This window comes from Microcoleus sp. CAWBG640 (assembly GCF_020883015.1).
Lineage (GTDB): Bacteria > Cyanobacteriota > Cyanobacteriia > Cyanobacteriales > Microcoleaceae > Microcoleus > Microcoleus anatoxicus.
The window spans coordinates 48,122-68,239 of the sequence record NZ_JAHRFC010000020.1; the positions used below are offsets into that span (position 1 = coordinate 48,122).

A 20,118-nucleotide genomic window follows, 5' to 3' on the forward strand; every position below is an offset into this window, starting at 1 on the left:
GAGGTAGATTCCAGAATCCCCATGGCTTAAGGCCCAGGAGTGTCAACTTTGATCCTTCTTGCTTCTTCCCGCAAATCCAGCTTGGCCCGCAACTCCTCCTTAATCCTATTTAAAATAGAATCATCATCCAAAGAAGACAAAATCTTGGTGACAACAGCCTTGGGCCCATCATCTCCCCAAGAAGCACCATTAGCCAAATAAGCCTTAGTAACTTGACCGATTCCGTAGCAAGAAACTCCCCCAATCGCAGCTTGCGTCATAGCTACTGAAACATAAGGTCCTAAAGCTAAACCCCCGGTTGCCGGTGTCGCTAAACCCAACAATCCTTTCAAAGAACTCAAACCAAAATTCGCCACCAATTCCCCTGCTGTAATTCCCCCCATACTAATAGCAATTTTTTGCAACAATTCCACTGCTCCCGCTTCCGTCATGGCAATGCCGTAAACTTTAGACAGAGTTAATATCATCACCACATCAATTACAGCACCGCTGAGGATATCAATTACAGTAATTGGATTAAGGGCGATCGCCACTGCTTTAGTCATTACCCCATTCCAGATAATCCGATTAGCAGCATCCTCTCGAATTTCCATTTTCCGCTGCACCAACTGCTCGTTAATATCCCCTGCACAGAGCATCGTATTCAAAGCGACCAAAGACTTACCTTCCCTGTCTAAAATCTCCAAAATCTTTAATTTTAAATCCTCAACTTGCGGCAAACCGCGAGTCATTTTCACGCCCATACTGCCATCGGGACGGCGCACTGCATTCGCCGTCAAAGGTGATGCAGCAGCCATCACAATTTCATCAGGAGATAACAATTCTTTCACGCGATCGTCCCGAATTTTGTGATAAATTGCCAATCTGTCTGCATCGGGATATTGGTCAATTTTATTAAATACTAATAACATCGGCTTTCCGGCTTCTCGCAATTGCGAAAGTGCTTGATATTCCACTTTCGTAATGTCGCCCGCCACCACAAACAAAATCAAATCTGCTTGTGTAGCAACGCGCCTAGCCAAAAGTTCGCGAGTTTCGCCATCAACTTCATCTATTCCCGGAGTATCGATTAATTCAACTTGCGACAAACGGTAAATAATCGGCGAAAGTCGTAGCGTAGCGGGGCGTAAGCCATCGGGCAAATTTTGATTAACTCCATCACCAACATCCCACTGTCCAATCGTTGTGGTGCGAGTCACACCGTGAGTCGGGCCTGTTTCAAACACATTTTGACCCAAAAGCGCGTTCAAAACCGAAGATTTACCCCTCCCCACCATTCCAAACACAGCGATTTGGACACAAGCGCGCTCTAGCTTATCGAGCATTTTCTCCAACCCCCTAATTTCCGGCTCTAGTCCAGTTCGCTCGATGGGAGTCAAGTCGAGATTTTCTACGATATCTCGCAGAGCATCTGTAGCATGGCGGAGGTTGAGTTCTGCCTGAATATCTGCGAAGCTTAAAATTGTGTCATCTAATTCTCGATCGACATTGGAGAAATCCGAGGCTTCAGTCATAAAAATAATACGGGATGCGGGAAACGAGCGAGACTTTAGTCCTTCCTAGGGAAGCGGCGCGGGGGACTTCAGTCCCCGTGTTCTTTAGTTGGCTGAGTGATGTGGATCTTCTATATATTTTTTCACCACTTCACTACTAATATTACCTGCCGTACTCACAAAATAGCTGCTCGTCCATAAAGATGGCAGCTTTTTTAGTTCCGGGAACTGTTGACCGGAAAGTTTGATTTATCTTGTGAGTCGTCAGTGGCGAAATCAATGGTTGCCAAGTCGTTGCCATCAACACCAATGCAGCAAACATTGATGTCAGTCACGGAAGCTTTTAAATCTTTCAAAGAATTAAGAGATTTGTATCTCAAAGGTCAATTGCATTTCAAACCCAAGCCACCGGGATACCTGAAAGGATCTAAAAAGTTTCAACCACTACAATGCTATTCTAGCTTTCTGTGCCTGCTTCGTACAATGATTAATCTCTCTCTAATTTTTCTCTGCGTACTCTGTGTCCTCTGTGGTTAAATAATTCCAAACAGATAAAAAGCAGAATGATTAATCTCTCTCTAATTTCTCTCTGCGTACTCTGTGTCCTCTGTGGTTAAATAATTCCAAACAGATAAAAAGCAGAATGATTAATCTCTCTCTAATTTTTCTCTGCGTACTCTGTGTCCTCTGTGGTTAAATAATTCCAAACAGATAAAAAGCAGAATGATTAATCTCTCTCTAATTTCTCTCTGCGTACTCTGTGTCCTCTGTGGTTAAATAATTCCAAACAGATAAAAAGCAGAATGATTAATCTCTCTCTAATTTCTCTCTGCGTACTCTGTGTCCTCTGTGGTTAAATAATTCCGAACAAATCGCGTGTTATGTGAGGGTTAATGACTAAATTAATTAAAATAGCCAGTTATCCATTTTTGGGGCGCATCCTCATTTTCCTGTTAGCTTTATTATCCATCTGGTTGCCCCTAGCAGCACCAATTTACTTATTAGTTAAAGACAGCAACCTCGCCACTATTCTAACTATGGCGCTGTTGTTTAGTGAGTTTCTGTTCTTGGTGCGACTCTGGGGAAAAAAAGTTTACGGAAACAGCCAAGTGATCAAAAGCTATGGTTTGATCAATACTAGACAGAACGGTTTCGAGTTTTTAATCGGATTGGCGATCGGGCTTTTGCTCACTTTCAGCTTATTTGGGGTGCAAGGACTGCTCGGCTTTGTCTCATGGCAAAAATCAGATAATTTGCCCAGAATCATTGCAGAAGGGCTTTTGAGTGCTTTAGGAGTGGGTTTTGCGGAGGAGTTGGTATTCCGTGGTTGGTTGCTCGATGAGTTGCAGCGGGACTACAGCGATCGAGTATCTTTGTGGGCGAATAGCATTTTGTTTGCCCTCTCCCATTTTATCAAACCTGTGGTTGCCATGCTGCGGAGTTGGCCGCAGTTTCCGGGGTTGTTGCTGTTGGGTTTGATATTGGTTGGCGGAAAGCGATCGCGCCAAAATCGACTCGGTTTGCCGATCGGCTTTCATGCAGGTTTAGTTTGGGGATATTATATGATTAATGTCGGGAAATTAATTATATATTCTGGTTCGGTACCGGACTGGGTGACGGGAGTTAATGGCAATCCGCTAGCTGGTGCGATCGGGCTATTGTTTTTAGGTACATTGGTTTTAGGAATGCGAAAAATTTCTGAAAATTCTCATTAGTCGATCGCTGGTTGGTAGTTCGTATCCTCAAATCTCACATACTAAGTAGAAGGAAGAAGGAAGAAGTCACCCCCCCTGCCCCCCCCCTAGGGGGGAAATTCAGGAAGAAGGAAGAAGACTTATGCAGTCAGCTTTTCGGTCATCCGTATTTTACAACACTAATTCCTGTAGGCTAGATTTAGCATAAAATGTGGTTATAAAATTTATAACTATGTAACAAAAGAACTCTATTTTTGCTTGATTACCACCAAAGTAATATCATCAAAAACCTTCTGAACACCAATATACTGTCGCACATCAGCGATCGCAGCTTCCCGAATTTCCTGGGCTGAGCGTTGACGATTTTCAACCACCACTTGCCACAACCTTTTTAATCCGTACTGCGCTTTACTAATATTTTTAGCTTCAGGAATTCCATCAGTATAAAGCACCACCACATCCCCAGGATTTAACAGCACTTCTGCTTGAGCAACAAAGTCGCCAATCTCTTCTACTAAGCCAATGGGAAAGCCTAAATCCATCGTGTCTACGCACTCCAATGTTCCATCAGCCCGCACCACAATCATTTCTTCATGTTGTCCGCTTAATTTCAGGACACCTCCGGCATAATCTAAGATGGCTAAAGTCATATTTTTATCCGAGTCAATGCGCTGGAGATTGTCATAAAGTGTCTGGTTTATGATATCCAAAAACTTCACAGGATCTGTTTCGTTCATTTTCTGAAGCGTCCTGACAGCAGTTTGTGCCATAATCATCAACACGCCACTTTCTAAACCATGTCCGGTGACATCACCAATACTAATTTTAACTCTTCCATCCTGTTGCAATACGTCGTAGTAATCACCGCCAATTTCATCTGCCGGTTCCATAAATCCAGCTATTTCTAAACCTTCAATTGCTGCGAGTTCTGACTGTTTGGGCAACACCATTTGTTGCAATTGTTTGACAATATTAAGTTCTGCATTCATGCGGACATTTTCGGCTTTGAGTTTCTGATTTAGGGTGCTAATTTCTTGATTTGCTTGAGCTAGTTGAGCCGTGCGTTCTTCGACTTTATCTTCTAAGTTTTGATAGAGTCGAGCATTGTCGATCGAAATCGCTGCTTGGGAAGATAATATCTTTAAAACTGCCAATCTATCAGAAGTAAAAGCTCCTGTAGTCAGATTATTTTCTAAGTACAGAATGCCGATGAGTTTGCCTTGATTAATAATAGGAGTGCATAAGAGTGACTTAGGCTGATTTTTAACCATATAAGGTTCGCTAGTAAAAACTCCTTCCTTAGCAGCATCCGATAAAACGACATCTTCTCGAGTTCTCGCCACGTATTGGATGACACCTAGTGGCAGTTTTTCGCTAGTTTCAATGTTGATTGACTGCAAGACAGTGACTCGTTCTGAATCCACAGAGCCTTCAGCTTCAATCAACAATCTTTCCTGAGATTCTAAAATTAGGAAACCAACTTGCGCCCCGGCATTTTCGATCGAAATCTTGAGCAATTTCGGTAGTAGTTGCTCTAACATAACTTCACTCCCAATCGCTTGGGAGGATTTGATGACTGTGGCGAAATCTAAAGCGATGTCTGAACTTGTGGTAGTTTGTATTTGGGTTACACTCGTGCGCGCTTCTGTAATGCGAGTGGCTGCCAAAGATTTAGTTCGTAACTGCGGATATCTTGATTCCAAATCCTTAACTTTTGCCCAAGCTTGCCAGCGAGTATAGCTATAGTATGTCTCTTGCAAATAGGTTGCGGCAATTTTGTCCATACCACTTGCTAGATAAAATTCAGCCCCCAACTCATAAGCCAAGGCTTCATCTTGAATATATCCGTTGTCTATAGCACCTTTGATCGAGCGATCGTAAAGTTCTGCCGCTTGCCAATTCTGACCTAATACTCTGGCTTTTTCTGCTTCCACTAGGTCGTATTTGTGCTGAAAATTTATCGGCACACAATCGACCCACTTCTTCATTTTATCTTGATTGAAATTTACTTGTTCGAGATATTCTCTTTTTCGATCGCTATCAGCATTTTGATATAAAGCCAGAAGGGATAAAGAATAGTAAAATGGATGTTGAGTGGCAGGAAGCAATCCTGCCATCGCTTGTTCGTAGTCTGTGGCGATCGCTGCATTGTGTGCAGATTCCTGATATTCTTTAAATAAATAGCTGAGAATACATTTGACTAGATGCGCGACAAACAAAGAACTAAGATTATTATTATTTTGCAAAAATGGTAGCATTTCTTCTTCGTTGAAAAGCTCACCCATTAAGCGATTTTTATTTTCAGATTTACCCATTAAATTCAAGGTTGACTGCACCCAAATTTTGGCATAATCCAGAGAATATTCCTGTTTTGAGTTATGAAGTAATTCAACATAAGCCATCTGCTTCTGATACACTAATTCCAGAGGGGCTCCCACCAATAATATGTAAGCACAATAGTGAACTGCAGAATAACCTGCAAATTCTAAATCTCCAGTTTCCATCCCGAATTGAACGGTTTGGCGCAAAGCTTCTATTGAGGCACGAGCAGGTTCTTTCCAGTGTCTAATGAAGGCATTAAATACTTCATGAACCTTGCATTTTATATAATAACTCGATTCAAATTTATCTAACACCTGCAAAGCTAATCTACCAAACTTATATCCCGCCTCGATATCGTTCATTCCCGTACACAAAAGAACTCCATAAAAAGCGTAAGCAAAAGCAGCTTGGGGCGAATTCCCTTCTCGAATACATAGTTCGAGCATGGTAAATGCGATCGTTGGTAATAAGGCAGGATTACTAATATAGGCAGGACTAAATAAATTTATGAATATACGCATAGCTGACAATAAGACAGGATCGGTCATTTCTGGCAATTCATAAAGACTGTCAATGTTCAAGTTATTTGGTGGTGTTTTTGACAGAGATACACCCAGCATTTCCAGAAGTTGTAACCCAGTATCTATCGCAGAAGACATCTGATTTTGAATGCAAGCAAACTGCATCTTTGCATCATAAACTTTGAATTTATCTACTATTGTTTTAGCTTGTTTAAATACAATCTCAGAAAGCTTATCAGCTTCCTCAAAATTGGTGTTTAAGTATTCTGCTTCTACCGCTTCTGTATAAAGATTCAGCGTTAATTGATACTGGACTTGCCAACTATCATCTGCCAAGAGATTTAATCCCGTATGCAAATATTGAACTGCTTCACTATAAGCTGTTGCTGCTTTTGCTTTCTGACCCGCTATTAGATTCAGCTTGGCAATTTCGTCTCGCTCTTGTTGATGGGTAATAAGTTCAAATGCTATATTGAAATGCTCGACAATTTCAAATATTTTTTCCGAAAGGGTTTCTGGGAGCCTATTTTGCCGAAGTAGCCGACCAATCTGTAAATGAATTGCTTTTTTATCTGATTCGTCAATTAAAGCATATGCAGCTTCCTGGATACGATCGTGCCCGAATTTATAAGATTGGATTAAAAGTTCTGAATCTAGTTCTGATAAGGAAATAATTAACTCTGACTGAATGGCGGGTCGGAGATAGGAGAAAAGCTCTGTTGTCAATTTTTCGCAAATAATTGATAAAGTATTCAAGTCAAAATGTCTGCCAATACAGGCTGCTAAACGCAAGACTTGCTGACTTTCTTCAGTCATTGTTTTGAGCTTAGCAATCATTAACTCAACTACATTATTTGTAATGGCTATTTCTTCAATTTGAGCGATATTCCATTGCCAAATATGGGAATCAAAGTTAAAAATAATTAAATTTTGATGGTACAAATATTTTAAAAATTCATTGACAAAGAAAGGGTTGCTATTAGTTTTTCTAACTACTAATTCTGATAAGGGTTTTACGGTTTCTATGTTACTAGAAAATGTATCAGCAATCATCTGGTTAATATGTTCTCTCCTTAAAGGTGCGAGCGCGATCATTTTGACAGTTGCTCCTCCGGCGCGGATGTCTTCCAAAGCCATCATCAAGGGATGAGTCGAGTTGACTTCGTTATCCCGATACGCTCCTATTAAAAATAGGTATTGCGTATCTGCATCCGCGATCATTAGTTGAATTAATTTGAGAGTAGCAGAGTCTGCCCATTGCAAGTCATCCAAAAATATAACTAATGGATGATCTTGAGAACAAAAAGTGCGAATAAAGTTTTGGAATACTAAATTAAAGCGATTTTGCGCTTCAGCATATCCTAAATTGGGTACTGGTGATTGTTTGCCAACAATCAGTTCTACTTCAGGAATTACATCAATTACGATCTGACTGTTAACACCTAAAGCTGTTAATATTTTTTCTCGCCATTTGTTTAGTTGTGTTTCGGTTTCTGTTAACAGTTGTCGAACTAAGTCGGAAAAAGCAGCCACTATAGCGGAGTAGGGAATATTGCGCTGAAACTGATCGAATTTTCCGGAAATAAAATAGCCGCGATTGCGAGTAATTGGCTGATAAATTTCTTTGACTAATGCTGATTTGCCAATCCCAGAATAACCAGCTACCAGCATCAGTTCGATTCCGTCTACTTTCCCGGCTGCTATTCTGTCAAATGCTGCTAATAAAGTAGCAATCTCTTCCTCACGTCCGTAAAGTTTTTGGGGAATTTGAAACTTGCCGGAGATATCTTGAGAACCAAGAGTGAATGGCTCAATTAGGTTTTGGGTTGTTAACTGATTCAGACATATTTCTAAATCAGCTTTAATGCCAAAAGCACTTTGGTATCGATGTTCAGCCGTTTTCGCTATCATCTTCATCACAATATCGGAAACAGGCTTGGGTATTTCTGGATCGATTTGATGGGGTGGAGCGGGCTGTTTAGCAATATGAAAATGCACTAACTCTAAAGCATCATTAGTAGTAAATGGAAGTTGTCCGGTTAAGAGTTCGTAGAAGGTAATGCCAAGAGAATAAAAGTCAGTGCGGTAATCTAGAAAACGATTCATTCTCCCTGTTTGCTCTGGAGAAATATAAGGTAATGTCCCTTCTAAAACATTTGGGCTTTTCAGGGTAGGATTTTCATGAGTGAAGAAGGTAGAAATACCAAAATCGATAATTTTTACTTGTCCTGTTTCTGGATTGAAAAGAATATTGGCGGGGTTAATATCCTTGTGAATAACGTTGGCAGCGTGAATGTTACCCAAAATCTCTGCTGTTTTGATGGCGATGTGGAGAAACAGGCGTAGGGAGGCAATGTTTTGTGCTTCTACAGGATGATTCATCAACATCTTCAATGAGCTACCACCAAAATCTTCCTGGATGATGGCCAACATCCTGTGATATTCCTGGAGGCTGTAGACTTTGATGACTCCCTCGATGTTCAGATTGCTGGCAATCTCATACTCCTGCTTGTAGCGGGTCAGCTCAGCAGGCGTGGGATAGTCCTGCTTTAGCGTTTTGAGGATAACAGGTTGGTTATCCTGTTGTCGGATACCTCGATAAACTATAGAATTGGTGCTTTCGTAAATTTGACTGAGAATCTGGTAACCACTAAGTACGATCGTCATTATAATTATCCAGTCAATAAATTAAAGTTTTGATATGCGCAAATAATAACCTAATTTACGACAATATTTAGAAGTTAGAGCAGAAAAAGGAAACCATACTGCGGAACGTATTAAATTCAACTCCATTCGCACCACTTAATATTTCATTACATAGTTGTAACTATTTCCACCGACTTACTTAGTACGAGATAATTTAGATAGATAAAAGAGCAGCACGATTTAGGTTAATTCCCGCGTGCTGCAACCTTCAGTCAGCCAGATTATCCTTCAAGAGAAGTATCCGGATATTGAATCGTTACCCCTAGAGACCCTAAAAACGAAGTAGCGCGTCCGTTTGCCAAGTTTCCTGAAAATGTAGAACCATGAAAAGCTAAGATGCGTTCTTTTTTCTCTGAGTTAGCAGTAAAAGAAAAACACGAGATATTGATAGCATTGTTGGTTGTGCCGTAAGTTGCGGTTTGACCATTTTGAGTTGTCAAGGTTAATTGCAGAATCGCTGTCCAACCATACCAAGTACCGTAATAACCCGAAACTTCAACGAGAGTATCTCCTGGTTCGATGTTAAAGATACTTTCTGTACCGCCGTTACCGCCACGCGCAAACATACATTCATCGCCATAGCATATTTGCAGGCGATCTATAATATCCCCGTGACGAACAACAATTTTAGTCAAAAATGGAAAAACTTGATTTTTCGCTGCTTCTGTATCATCAAACCAATTGTAAAGCTCATTATTGGTATGGTTTGAATAGCCAACGGCTTTTTCATAGCGCAGTAAGCGTTGCCCGTAATAGTACAGGCGCGAGTCTTGAGTTAGAGGTGAGTTGTCTTTAACTTTTGCACCTAGACGTTTAGCCACAGCGCAAGCAGCATTAATTGCTGTGTGCATCGCTCCTTCTGTCCAACCTCCTGCCCAAGAAACGCTATCACCAGCCAGGTACACTCCTCGATCGCGATCGTCCAAAACGCTTAAAAATTGATAGTAAGCCGCCTGAATATTGGGTTCTTGTCCGGGATACTGAAGCTTAAACGCGCCGTAGTAATAATTTTCTGCTTGCCAGTCTATGCACAAAATATCGTCCTTGTCCTTACCATCCTTGTCCTTAAACTGAAGGGGAACGAGATTTTCCGCAAACTCTGGACTCACGCGGGCGATCGATTTTTTAAACACTGCCAGCCTCTCTTGCGGGCTTAGTGCCATTAACTTAGTTGAATCATCTTCCCAAGTGTAGCTAACCACGACAACTCCATTTTGGTCGGGGTTGTATTCTTTGGGGTAGTCAAGGGCGTAGATGCCGCGCGGTAGTTCGTCAGTTTGAATATTTTGGGGAATATTCGGTTTGGGATTGCCACCCTCATCCAACCAAAACTTTGTTTTCGTGCGAATAAACAGTTTTGAAGAAGTAGTTAAATGAAGGTTGCGTAACGCCACTTTAACGGATTGTTGAGCGATAACCGCATCAGAATTGCTAGGAGAGTCGAGGGTTAATCCCATAAACTGCATTGAGCGAGTTGTGCTGGTAACGATCGCAGCTTCAAAGGACTTCGATCGCTCGCTTAGATCGGGATTGGTATAATAAACGACGGGTTTACCATTTTTGTATTTAATGGCGGTAATTGGAGTGTTGAGATGCAGAGTATTTAAATCTTGCAGCGATCGCCTTCCTAGAGGAGAATCCACTGGTTCAGTGTAAAATTTCTGGATAAAAGTAGAGATGCCAAAAGGAAGAAGTTGCTGGTTGTCTTCCCACCCGTTAGCGATGATGCGCAGGAATTCTAGGAAATTGAGCGGAAATACCGGTCCAAACCCTCCCGAACCGATGCCCAATGCGCCAAATTTGTTGGCATCTTCATCTGTCCAACTGGAAATCCCTTGACGCACTGCTTCGTAGAAGCTGACATTTTGATAGCGATAGATATAACCTTGCCAAATTTGCGTTAGCTGTTTCCGCTTTTGTTCGTACTCTTGAGTATCGCCTTTTTCTTTGGCAGTTGCTAGTTCCCCCCAAGCTTTTTTCAGTGGCTCGACTAGCTTATTTACAAAAGCATTAAACTCGTTGCCAATGCGTTCAAATTCTCGATCGTCCGGATGCGGTAAACCCTGGGGCCAGTCGATCGCTTCATTTTGGTAATACAGTTTTGTGGGGACTTTCCCCGGATCGGGAAAACCACTTCCCTCGGGCTGCGGCAGCTTGAAAACCTCGGTAAGATAGTAAAAAAAGAGCTTGCCAGAGGGAGGAAACCGCATCGAACCCAACTCGGCAACAACAGGAGATTCTTTGCCATCCAATTCGGTGAAGTGTTTAGAATAAGCTCGTCCGCCAATGCGATGGCTAGCTTCAAAGATCACAGGTTTTGCACCCATTTTCAAAAGTTCGTAGGCAGCAACCAATCCAGCAACTCCTGCACCTATCACCGCCACTTCCGTTCCCCAAAGGTCTTCAGGAAGCGTAGCAATGCGATCGCCCTTAACAAATTCAACGTAGTCAAAAATGGTGTCGATTACACCTAGGATATCTTCGGAATTGGGAGATGATTTTTGGCGTTGTGAAGCATTTAGCAGTTCGTAAAATGGCATACATATCTTCCTGATACTCTTGGAGCGATCGTCATCGATAACATCAAAATGTATTATAGAACCTATTTGAGATCTTTGACTGTCTTTACGGACTTTTTCGTTAATACAAGAACGACAACGATCGCTGGCGTTGAGCTGGGCGGTTCAGCCAGTAAATCTCCGTTATCTTTTACGAGTAACGATCGCTCACACTTTTTAATATAAATATCAAAATCTTAAAACTCAGCCCGAACCGTAAACGAATAGTCCCCACCAGGTTCAAGCTGATAATCCCACTTTTCTAGAAAACGATGTAGGGGTTCTTGAATCAAAGCCCTACCTTGAGAAGGCTCAAGTATCAGTGTTTTTTCTTCCCTGAAACGCCACTGAAACTGCCACTCGAAACTGCCGGCACTTACTTCACCTTCAATCGTGCCTTTTTGCCAAGATTGACCAGTAACCCGGACATATGCAGTAGTTTCAGGTAAACGTCTCGAACTCACCTTTTTGTTTCCGCATTTATTGCTGCGATCGTGCGACTATTGTAAAGGCTCATGGACTTTTCCACTCCCTGATGGAGGCTAAGTTCCACAGCTTCTCTAACCAGTTTAAGCACATTTTCTAATAACTGGGTTTCCTCTGAGGAAAATTTTCCTAAAACGAAGGAAATGGTATTTTTCTCCTTCTGAGAAACTTCGTTTTGAGGTTTACCAATGCCGATGCGTAAGCGGGGAAACTTGTCTGTACCCAAATGAGCGATCGCTGATTTCATGCCATTATGCCCGCCTGCGGAACCGGAAAGTCGCATTCTGATTTTCCCGATCGGCAAATCCATATCGTCGTATACTACTAACACCGATTCGGCAGGTATTTTGTACCAATCTGCCACCGCACGAATTGATTGACCGGAAAGATTCATATAGGTCAGCGGTTTCAGCAAGCGAATTTTTTGTCCCCGCGGCCGATTTCCTTCGCCAAAGATGCCTTGAAATTTCCGATTTTCCGACAAAGAAATTTGCCAAGATTGTGCCAAGGCATCGACAGCATTAAAGCCGATGTTGTGTCGGGTGCGATCGTATTTAGGTTCGGGATTTCCTAGACCAACTATTAACTGAGGAATCACTAACTCGGCTGGTGTTTCTGACTTCTGAGTCTTATTCATCTAACTGTTTGCGCTATCTTCCTTGGGATTAGCGGCCGCGAGTTTTTCTGTTTCTGGTTTGCTGCTACTGACGACGGCTTCTTCTAATTGCTTGGCTTCCCGGTTCAACTCGGACTCAAAATCCCGCGAGGCATCCTGAAATCCGCGAAGTGCCTTGCCCATACTGCGACCAATTTCGGGCAATTTTTTCGGACCAAATACCAATAGGGCGATCGTAAAAATTACTGCCATTTCCGGCAAACCAATGCCAAAAATATTCATTTGTTGCTCCTGCGATCGATTTAATTAGTTATCATTTATTTAGGGAGAAAGTAATCGAAAAGGGCAAGGAAAAAAGGAAAAATGGGAAAACATAGTTTTTGTCCTTTCTCCTCTACCCTCAGCTTTTACTCGTAGCCTGACTTTTTCGGGCTCAATTTTTAGCGGCCAAGACTCGACCAATCTACATCTACATTCTCTAGAATGAGAGAAGAGTTGTAGATTTGCAAAATAATCAACAAGAACACAAAAAACAGTCCAATGAACGTACTCATCAAAAGAGTAGTTCCCCAACCGGGGGCTACCTTGCCGTATTCAGAGTTAAGGGGTTTGAGTATATCTCCTAACCAAGTCCGTTGTGCCATAAGTCACCTGCAATGAATCTCTACAGAAAAGTTTGACATATTTCCACCGCTAATGACGATCGCAATTTCGGGATCTAGTGGGCGATCGGAACTTGCGGACAGTGAGTCTGTGGCGAAAGATGAGAAAAATGCCCTGGTAGAAAGGATTTCAGGTTTTTGCCACAACCTAAGTAAAAAATACAATTGAGCTTGCAGACACTGCTTCTCCTCACCTTGGTTTTACCCCTGTGTCGCCTCCATATCCTATGGCGTCTCAAATCAATATAATATTACACAAAATGTTATTTTTTGTAATATTATGAGGAGGAGCACTCATAATCAATCAAAACTATGGAACCCGCAGCAGTTCTAGGCATTTCCCTGGGCGTGTGTCTGGTGGCAATCACCGGCTTTTCGATATACACCGCCTTTGGCCCTCCCGCTAAGGAATTGAGAGATCCTTTTGAAGAACACGAAGATTAGTCATTAGTCAGTAGTCATTAGTCAGTAGTCATCAGTCAGATTAATGCTTTTAGGCTCCATGCTTTTAGGCCCCATCCCCCTCTCCCTGGTAGATATTCTTCTACCGGGAAGGGAGTAATTGTGTAGGCCGATCGCCTGTGGCATACTCGTCAATGGTATATTTTTCAGAAATACAGTAAATCTCTATTCCATTTAAACTAAAAATTCTCAGGTTTCAGGCTAAAGCATCATGGGCAACTCATTTGGGCATCTATTTCGGATATCGACATTTGGTGAATCTCACGGCGGTGGGGTGGGAGTGGTAATTGACGGTTGCCCGCCACTCCTGTCCATTGACGCATCGGAAATTCAAGCAGAACTCGATCGCCGCCGTCCGGGCCAAAGCAAAATTACGACTCCCCGTAAAGAGGCTGATAGTTGCGAGATTCTGTCCGGGGTGTTTGAAGGTAAAACTCTGGGAACTCCGATCGCCATTTTAGTCCGCAATCAAGACACTCGTCCCCAAGACTATGGCGAAATGGCAACTACCTATCGCCCTTCCCACGCTGATGCCACCTACGATGCTAAATACGGAATTCGTAACTGGCAAGGCGGTGGTCGCAGTTCGGCAAGGGAAACTATTGGTAGAGTAGCAGCAGGGGCGATCGCCAAAAAAATTCTCAAACAAGTAGCCGGAGTCGAAATAGTCGGCTATGTTAAACGCATCAAAGACTTAGAATGTTTTGCAGACCCCGATACTGTTACCTTAGAACAAGTAGAAAGCAATATAGTCCGCTGTCCAGATGCCGAATGTGCCGAAAGAATGATTGAACTGATTGAAAAAGTTCGTGACAGTGGAGATTCGATCGGTGGTGTTGTCGAATGCGTCGCCCGCAACGTACCCAAAGGTCTGGGAATGCCCGTATTCGATAAGCTAGAAGCTGACTTGGCAAAAGCCGTGATGTCCTTGCCCGCCAGCAAAGGGTTTGAAATTGGATCGGGCTTCGCAGGAACTCTCCTGACAGGCAGCCAACACAATGATGAATACTATACTGATGAACAGGGTGTGATTCGTACAGTAACAAACCGTTCTGGTGGAATTCAGGGTGGCATTGCTAACGGCGAAAATATAATTCTGCGGGCCGCCTTCAAGCCAACTGCGACCATTCGTCAGCAGCAACGTACAGTCACCCGCGAGGGAGCAGAAACGCTGCTGGCTGCAAAAGGACGGCACGACCCTTGCGTTTTGCCAAGAGCAGTGCCAATGGTGGAAGCGATGGTAGCTTTAGTGTTGTGCGACCATCTCCTGCGCCATTACGGACAATGTGAAACCTTAAAGTCTGAATTTTAAAATGGAAATCAGCTTGTCCTCTGTAGTGGCAACTCCCTTTGATGATTGCCCTCAACAGTCTGAAGCAATGGAAGGTATAGATGATTTTGTAGTGCAGTTCTGGGGTGTACGGGGCAGTGTTCCGACACCGGGAGTAGAAACTGTTCGCTATGGCGGTAATACTTCTTGTTTGGAAATGCGCGTGGGTGGAAAACGCCTGATTTTTGATGGCGGAACTGGTTTGCGGATGCTGGGAGATCAGTTGATGCAAGAAATGCCGGTGCAAGCTTATATGTTTTTTACTCACTATCACTGGGATCACATCCAAGGGTTCCCGCTGTTTGCTCCCGCTTTTATCCGTGGGAATAGATTTGATATTTACGGGGCGACTCCACCGGATGGAGATTGCCTGAAAAGGCACTTTGTGGAACGGGTGCTACACTCGAATTCCCCGGTGCCACTGATGGGTTTGCAGGCAGATTTGAATTTCAACGAACTGTATCACAACCAGACGATGATGCTGGATGATATTGAGATTCGGACTGGTTCTCTGAATCACCCCAATACTGCTATGGGATATCGGGTGACTTGGCATGGGAGATCCGTTGTTTATTGTTCGGATACGGAGCATTTTCCCGATCGACTGGATGAAAATATTTATAATCTCGCCCTTGATGCTGATGTGCTGATTTATGACGCGATGTACACGGACGAGGAATATCACAACCCCAAGTCTCCCAAGATAGGCTGGGGACACTCGACTTGGCAGGAAGCGGTGAGAATGGGTAAGGAGGCTAGGGTGAAGCGTGTGGTGATTTTCCACCATGATCCGGCTCATACTGACGATTTTCTCGATCGCATTGCTCTGGAAGTGCAAGTGGCTTTCCCCAAGGCGGTAATGGCGCGGGAAGGCTTGATTTTACCCATCGGCATCTGAATCTTGCTCTTGTATCCATTGCTAATCAACATGATGATGTGGAGTTGGTCAGATCGATCGGCTCCACAATTTTTTAAATTTCTAGCAAACTCATAGGTAAGTGGTATAATCTTTGTTCTATAACTTTTTGGACAGAGTATTTAAGATTTTTTCCTGGTGGAACTGCGTCCGCTTCCAGCCAAGATGTCAGATAATTGGGTCAGGAACCCCGCTCTTAAGAGACGGGGCTTGTAAGAGTAATCAAACAAGCCATTCTGACCAGCCTAAGTCTTCGCGGTGAAAAGGTGACAGTTTTAAATGTCAACAAACACGGCGAGGCGATCGGACCTAGAGTTCCAGTTGGCAGTCCATAGACTTCCCAAATCCTGGCAACAGATTTATTCTTAAGGACAAAAGCTGAGGTTATGGCTCTGATAAAATAAAAGCGCGATCGGCTGTTTCTGCTCCTGGATATTGACAAATCTGAAAAGCTCAGAGCTTTTCGCTACAAGCTGAGAGCTTTTTCAGCAGTCAATTTAACTCACAAGAAAAAGACGATCGCTATTTGGTTTACCAGTAGCTGCGGCAAGCGAATGTTATGACTTGACTATCAAAATGGCAAATTTACGTTTTAAATCACCAGCTAATCGATACAGATGGATTGCTTTAGGCAGTTTTGCTGTAATTATGGGCATTTCAGGGGCCCTTGCCTACCGTCTAGCCCCGCCTCCCGGATTCATGGCTCAAGGCACTCTGACTTCTAATAGTCCGCCAGTCAAATTTTCTAGCACCGGTACTACTATTCTCAAGCAAGGGGAACAACTGACACCGGATGTTCTGTTGGCAGATAATGTTGTCAAAGCAGTGGCAGATGCCGTGAAGTTGTCGCCTCAACAGGTGAGAGAAAATGCTAGCGTCAAGATTTCTAAGCCGGAACAACCGCTAGAGATTGCTGTTGGGTATCGATCGCTAGATCAGCAGCAAGCTATCAAAACAGCGGATATGTTGATGAAGGGGATGGTGGAAAAGAGCCGCCTGATTAACCAATATCGGTGGCAATCCGTCAATCAATCCCTCAATCAACGCTTGGCACAAGTCACTCAAGAACTGAAACAAGCTCAGCAAAAGCTCGACCAATATGAAAGAGAGCGAGCTCGCCTGTTGCAACAAATCAAGGTTCAGCAAGACTTTTACAACAAAACTCAGCTTGCAATGGCGGATACGCAAGCGTCGGAGAAAGAAATGGTGAGTAGTTTGGCCCCTTCCCAAACGCCACAAATTGTGGCGACACCAACTTCCGATCCGACAGTGCCTTTGATTTTGGGACTTGGCTTGCTGCTGTCTATTTTAGTCAGTCGCGGTTTGATTCCCACGGTGGCGGATTGGAGGTATAAAGCAGCTTTTCAACGAGAAGAGAGCGATCGCCTCCAAAGTGCTTTGTACCGACTGATCAAAGAAGGTAATGGGGAAATCACTCTGGTGCGATTTGCGATGGAGACGCGACTGTCGCCGGATGTCGCCCAGCGTTTTTTGAACGAACAAGCGGAAGTCTTTAATGCTCATTGCGAAATTAAAGACGATGGTAGTATCTTTTATCACTTTCACATTTAAAGGATGGCGGGCGATCGCCCTCTATTGAATACCTTAGCCGATCGAGTTTTCGGATTGCTCGATCGGCTTGCTTATAGGATATCGCCCCAGGGGAACCAGCGCCAATCCGGTTGAAAAAACCCCTCTTGAGCCTGGGGAGACCAGAGGCAAGGGGAGAGGGGCAAGGAGATGCAGAAATTAGCGATCGACCCTAAAGTGGGTAGCTTTTCCCGGATTTGCGATCGGGATTGGCTCCTTGGGAAACAGGAATCAGTCCATCAGCAACCTCATTTGTTAAAAAATATTAACTTTTTGACGGTTTGGCTCCAGATATGTATAATGGAGACAAATACGTAAAAATACGGTTGTTTTTTATAAAGATAGCCAAAATTAAGTATATTACATTGGATAAAATTGCTGATAAAGTCTGCTGAATCCGTATAAACACTTGATTGGTGACAGAGAAATAAATCAGCTAACTAAGCAGGTTTGTCATCAAAACCAGGATTTAGCAACATCCTGGAATCAGCATTGGGCGATCCAACTGCGCCTTCCCCTAGGGAAATTTTGTAACCATATATTGAGGCGAAAAGATCATGTTTTTAATACTGTGTTGTTCTTTAATATTTTATTTTTTGTTAATGTCAATAGCCAATTACGGCGATACTGGAATGTAGGCTAATGCAGCCTTGAATCCACTGTTTTGATTGGCAAAAATTTATGGATGAAGGAGTCGTTAAGTACCACTGTGACTGGACTTTTGCAGAACCTGTAGCTGTCGAGACCATAGTAGATTTGATGGCATGGCGCGATCGCCTCCACTCTTTGGGACTAATTGGGGTGTACGACAATGGCATCGGCTTTGGTAACGTGAGCGTCAGACTCGGTAATTCTTGCCAGTTCATAATTTCAGGTACCCAGACAGCACATTTGTCAACTCTAGGGCCTGAATTCTACTGTACTGTCACCGAATTTAACTTGGAAAAAAATTTCCTGGGCTGTCGCGGGCCGGTACCAGCTTCTTCCGAGTCTCTGACTCACGCGGCGCTGTACCTTCATCGGGATGATGTCGGTGGTATCATTCACGTTCATAACCCTCAACTGTGGCAGCAACTGCTGTTCCAGATTCCGACTACTAGAAAAGAGATACCTTACGGGACTCCTGGGATGGCATGGGAAATGTTTAGGCTGTTTGAGGAAGAGAATTTGGGCGATCGCAAAATTCTGGCGATGGCGGGCCATGAGGACGGGATTATTTGTTTTGGGGGCTGCTTGGATGAAGCAGGGCTGGTACTTTCGGCTGTAATTAACTAGATCGGCTTGATTGGTAGAGCTTTGATGGGCCGATCGGATCTTGGAAGCAGAAAATACAATAAAATTAGATACTTTGTTAAAAAAACTCAAGTCTGGTTTAGTGTGGTGACAAAAAATCAGCGGGACTGCTGCATTGCACTGTCTCAGTGAGTTAGATAATTCTGTAAACTATTTGATTTATTGGCAAATGTTAGCCCAAAAGGATTGGTGATGATGAACCCCAGTAAACTTGTAAGCACCAAAGAACTGCAATCGGAAGTGTCTCGTCTCAACGAAGAACTGCAAATGCGCGACCAATTGGTGCAGCAGTTGTCTCAAGAGCTGTTCAGACTGGTGAAGGGAAATACCAGTTTTGTGCCGGCGCCGTCGGTTTCCGATCGCCAAAGCGCTCAAGTGCAGGCGATGCGCGAACAACTGCAAGCTGTTGAAGAACAGGTCGGTTTTTATCAAGAACAAATCGCCGAGCGGGATGCGGAAGTTTACCAACTGCGGCAGTCGGTGCAAGAATTGACCGATCGCTCTCGGATGCTGGAACAGGTAGTTCAGGAATTACCCGGAGTTTACCGCCAGAAGTTTGCCGAGCGGATCGAGCCGATTAAGGAAAAATTGGAACAACTACAAAAGGAAAACCGCCAACTGCATACTGAATTGCAGAGCGTAACTTACCGTCTCGCCGTGCGCAGCCGCAAGGCTAAAGGTTTGGATTTGCCAACTGTAGAGTCTGATGACAATCGGGGCATTCAGATGCCGAGCTTTGGCAATGTCTAGGGTTTTGATTGTGGCGGATGCCAATAGGGCACCGGCTTTGGCTCTGTCGGCTGCGATCGCCCATGTTAATTCTGCCACTGAGGTGAAGATCTGTGGAGTTGCGGACCTAGACGGTGGGGCGATCGCCAACAAAGATGCCATGATTTGTGCTTTGACACTGGATGTGCCGTCCCATCTGGTGTTTCCCGCTCAAGATTTGTTTAAATTTTGTCGCGATGTCTCGGCGGCGCGGGTGCGAGTACAACAGGAGTTGCAAGCTGCGACTGGGGAGGGCGATTTGTGGTTGCCTGTGGTGTGGACGGCGAAGGGCCCTCTGTATGCTGAGGCGATCGGTGTCGAGGGCCACCAGCAGTCTGGGGAGTTGAGCTACTTTCAACCGCTGCATTTGTCCGATGTTTGGCGACAAGAGTTGTATGACTTGGCTTACCGTTTGCTGACTCTGTTAAATGCACCGCCAGCAACTTATTTGATGCAGTTCGGGTTGGCTGGGGACAGGATTTGTTTCGATCGACTTTGGCCTTTTCCCGCTGCACCGGCGATCGCTTCTGTGGGGGTTCAACTGCCGGATTTATTTGTTTGTCATTGGTTGTGCTTGACAAATCTGCCAATTTATGATATTCAAATTAGCTGTGGATCGATCGAAACAGTCGCAGATTTCAAAAAGTTGGTGTAGTTGACATTCTCACCGGCTAATCTCCTGTATTTGTCAACACAACGAA

15 protein-coding genes and 1 pseudogene are annotated in these 20,118 nt (G+C 43.7%); 8 read left to right on the forward strand and 8 right to left on the reverse strand.

The features are described 5' to 3' along the window. Window positions 1–26 precede the first annotated feature (26 nt). On the reverse strand, window positions 27–1,514 hold the full coding sequence (locus AAFP11_RS12730) for a GTP-binding protein (RefSeq protein ID WP_341737407.1): 1,488 nt from the start codon (window positions 1,512–1,514) through the stop codon (window positions 27–29). A gap of 84 nt (window positions 1,515–1,598) precedes the next feature. After that, window positions 1,599–1,727: pseudogene (locus tag AAFP11_RS12735) on the reverse strand (transposase); the annotation flags it as partial. A 659-nt stretch (window positions 1,728–2,386) separates the two neighbouring features. Here AAFP11_RS12735 and AAFP11_RS12740 point away from each other — a divergent pair. Next, window positions 2,387–3,208 (forward strand): type II CAAX endopeptidase family protein, encoded by an 822-nt coding sequence (locus tag AAFP11_RS12740; protein WP_341737408.1) that lies wholly within the window; start codon window positions 2,387–2,389, stop codon window positions 3,206–3,208. 227 nt (window positions 3,209–3,435) lie between these two features. Here the strand turns inward: AAFP11_RS12740 and AAFP11_RS12745 are convergent, their stop codons facing one another. The 6 genes from AAFP11_RS12745 to psbH all read right to left on the reverse strand — a co-directional run bounded on the left by AAFP11_RS12745 (window position 3,436) and on the right by psbH (window position 13,040). Next, window positions 3,436–8,697, reverse strand: a complete 5,262-nt coding sequence (locus AAFP11_RS12745; RefSeq protein WP_341737409.1) for an AAA family ATPase — start codon at window positions 8,695–8,697, stop codon at window positions 3,436–3,438. A 260-nt stretch (window positions 8,698–8,957) separates the two neighbouring features. Continuing rightward, window positions 8,958–11,276 carry an FAD-dependent oxidoreductase gene (locus tag AAFP11_RS12750; RefSeq protein ID WP_341737410.1) on the reverse strand — a complete coding sequence of 773 codons (2,319 nt, stop codon included), beginning with the start codon at window positions 11,274–11,276 and terminating at the stop codon, window positions 8,958–8,960. 215 nt (window positions 11,277–11,491) lie between these two features. Next, on the reverse strand, window positions 11,492–11,758 hold the full coding sequence (locus AAFP11_RS12755; RefSeq protein ID WP_340521483.1) for a DUF3146 family protein: 267 nt from the start codon (window positions 11,756–11,758) through the stop codon (window positions 11,492–11,494). Beyond that, complete coding sequence (gene pth, locus AAFP11_RS12760) at window positions 11,755–12,417, reverse strand: aminoacyl-tRNA hydrolase (protein WP_341737411.1); 663 nt, start codon at window positions 12,415–12,417, stop codon at window positions 11,755–11,757. Before pth ends, AAFP11_RS12755 begins: the two co-directional genes overlap by 4 nt. Further along, a complete protein-coding gene (locus AAFP11_RS12765; protein WP_340521487.1) occupies window positions 12,418–12,678 on the reverse strand; it encodes a TatA/E family twin arginine-targeting protein translocase in 261 nt (86 codons plus the stop codon). It lies immediately after the preceding gene. Window positions 12,679–12,836: 158 nt separating this feature from the next. After that, window positions 12,837–13,040 carry a photosystem II reaction center protein PsbH gene (psbH, locus tag AAFP11_RS12770; protein ID WP_340521490.1) on the reverse strand — a complete coding sequence of 68 codons (204 nt, stop codon included), beginning with the start codon at window positions 13,038–13,040 and terminating at the stop codon, window positions 12,837–12,839. Window positions 13,041–13,370: 330 nt separating this feature from the next. Between psbH and psbN the strand changes: the two genes are divergently transcribed. From psbN to AAFP11_RS12805, 7 genes are all read left to right on the forward strand, one after another. Beyond that, window positions 13,371–13,502: a photosystem II reaction center protein PsbN gene (gene psbN / locus AAFP11_RS12775; RefSeq protein WP_190742515.1), complete on the forward strand. Its 132-nt coding sequence runs from the start codon at window positions 13,371–13,373 to the stop codon at window positions 13,500–13,502. 229 nt (window positions 13,503–13,731) lie between these two features. After that, window positions 13,732–14,832: a chorismate synthase gene (aroC, locus tag AAFP11_RS12780; RefSeq protein ID WP_341737412.1), complete on the forward strand. Its 1,101-nt coding sequence runs from the start codon at window positions 13,732–13,734 to the stop codon at window positions 14,830–14,832. A 1-nt stretch (window position 14,833) separates the two neighbouring features. Next, a complete protein-coding gene (locus AAFP11_RS12785) occupies window positions 14,834–15,748 on the forward strand; it encodes an MBL fold metallo-hydrolase (protein WP_341737413.1) in 915 nt (304 codons plus the stop codon). 594 nt (window positions 15,749–16,342) lie between these two features. Next, the gene (locus AAFP11_RS12790) at window positions 16,343–17,338 is read left to right on the forward strand and encodes a hypothetical protein (protein ID WP_340521496.1); all 996 of its coding nucleotides are present in this window, start codon (window positions 16,343–16,345) and stop codon (window positions 17,336–17,338) included. A 699-nt stretch (window positions 17,339–18,037) separates the two neighbouring features. Then, window positions 18,038–18,631 carry a class II aldolase/adducin family protein gene (locus AAFP11_RS12795; protein ID WP_341737414.1) on the forward strand — a complete coding sequence of 198 codons (594 nt, stop codon included), beginning with the start codon at window positions 18,038–18,040 and terminating at the stop codon, window positions 18,629–18,631. Between the two features lie 213 nt (window positions 18,632–18,844). Beyond that, the gene (locus tag AAFP11_RS12800; RefSeq protein ID WP_341737450.1) at window positions 18,845–19,399 is read left to right on the forward strand and encodes an Npun_F5560 family protein; all 555 of its coding nucleotides are present in this window, start codon (window positions 18,845–18,847) and stop codon (window positions 19,397–19,399) included. Then, window positions 19,392–20,072 carry a hypothetical protein gene (locus AAFP11_RS12805; RefSeq protein WP_341737415.1) on the forward strand — a complete coding sequence of 227 codons (681 nt, stop codon included), beginning with the start codon at window positions 19,392–19,394 and terminating at the stop codon, window positions 20,070–20,072. The genes AAFP11_RS12800 and AAFP11_RS12805 overlap by 8 nt, the downstream gene beginning before the upstream one ends. The last annotated feature ends 46 nt before the right edge of the window (window positions 20,073–20,118 follow it).

What these genes read in the sequence shown, in the direction of transcription:
- AAFP11_RS12795 (WP_341737414.1), top strand. Translation starts at nt 18,038, where the DNA reads ATGGATGAAGGAGTCGTTAAGTACCACTGTGACTGGACTTTTGCAGAA.
- psbH (WP_340521490.1), bottom strand. Translation starts at nt 13,040, where the DNA reads ATGGCACAACGGACTTGGTTAGGAGATATACTCAAACCCCTTAACTCT.
- AAFP11_RS12800 (WP_341737450.1), top strand. Translation starts at nt 18,845, where the DNA reads ATGAACCCCAGTAAACTTGTAAGCACCAAAGAACTGCAATCGGAAGTG.
- AAFP11_RS12740 (WP_341737408.1), top strand. Translation starts at nt 2,387, where the DNA reads ATGACTAAATTAATTAAAATAGCCAGTTATCCATTTTTGGGGCGCATC.
- AAFP11_RS12785 (WP_341737413.1), top strand. Translation starts at nt 14,834, where the DNA reads ATGGAAATCAGCTTGTCCTCTGTAGTGGCAACTCCCTTTGATGATTGC.
- aroC (WP_341737412.1), top strand. Translation starts at nt 13,732, where the DNA reads ATGGGCAACTCATTTGGGCATCTATTTCGGATATCGACATTTGGTGAA.
- AAFP11_RS12745 (WP_341737409.1), bottom strand. Translation starts at nt 8,697, where the DNA reads ATGACGATCGTACTTAGTGGTTACCAGATTCTCAGTCAAATTTACGAA.
- pth (WP_341737411.1), bottom strand. Translation starts at nt 12,417, where the DNA reads ATGAATAAGACTCAGAAGTCAGAAACACCAGCCGAGTTAGTGATTCCT.
- psbN (WP_190742515.1), top strand. Translation starts at nt 13,371, where the DNA reads ATGGAACCCGCAGCAGTTCTAGGCATTTCCCTGGGCGTGTGTCTGGTG.
- AAFP11_RS12805 (WP_341737415.1), top strand. Translation starts at nt 19,392, where the DNA reads ATGTCTAGGGTTTTGATTGTGGCGGATGCCAATAGGGCACCGGCTTTG.
- AAFP11_RS12765 (WP_340521487.1), bottom strand. Translation starts at nt 12,678, where the DNA reads ATGAATATTTTTGGCATTGGTTTGCCGGAAATGGCAGTAATTTTTACG.
- AAFP11_RS12750 (WP_341737410.1), bottom strand. Translation starts at nt 11,276, where the DNA reads ATGCCATTTTACGAACTGCTAAATGCTTCACAACGCCAAAAATCATCT.
- AAFP11_RS12730 (WP_341737407.1), bottom strand. Translation starts at nt 1,514, where the DNA reads ATGACTGAAGCCTCGGATTTCTCCAATGTCGATCGAGAATTAGATGAC.
- AAFP11_RS12790 (WP_340521496.1), top strand. Translation starts at nt 16,343, where the DNA reads ATGGCAAATTTACGTTTTAAATCACCAGCTAATCGATACAGATGGATT.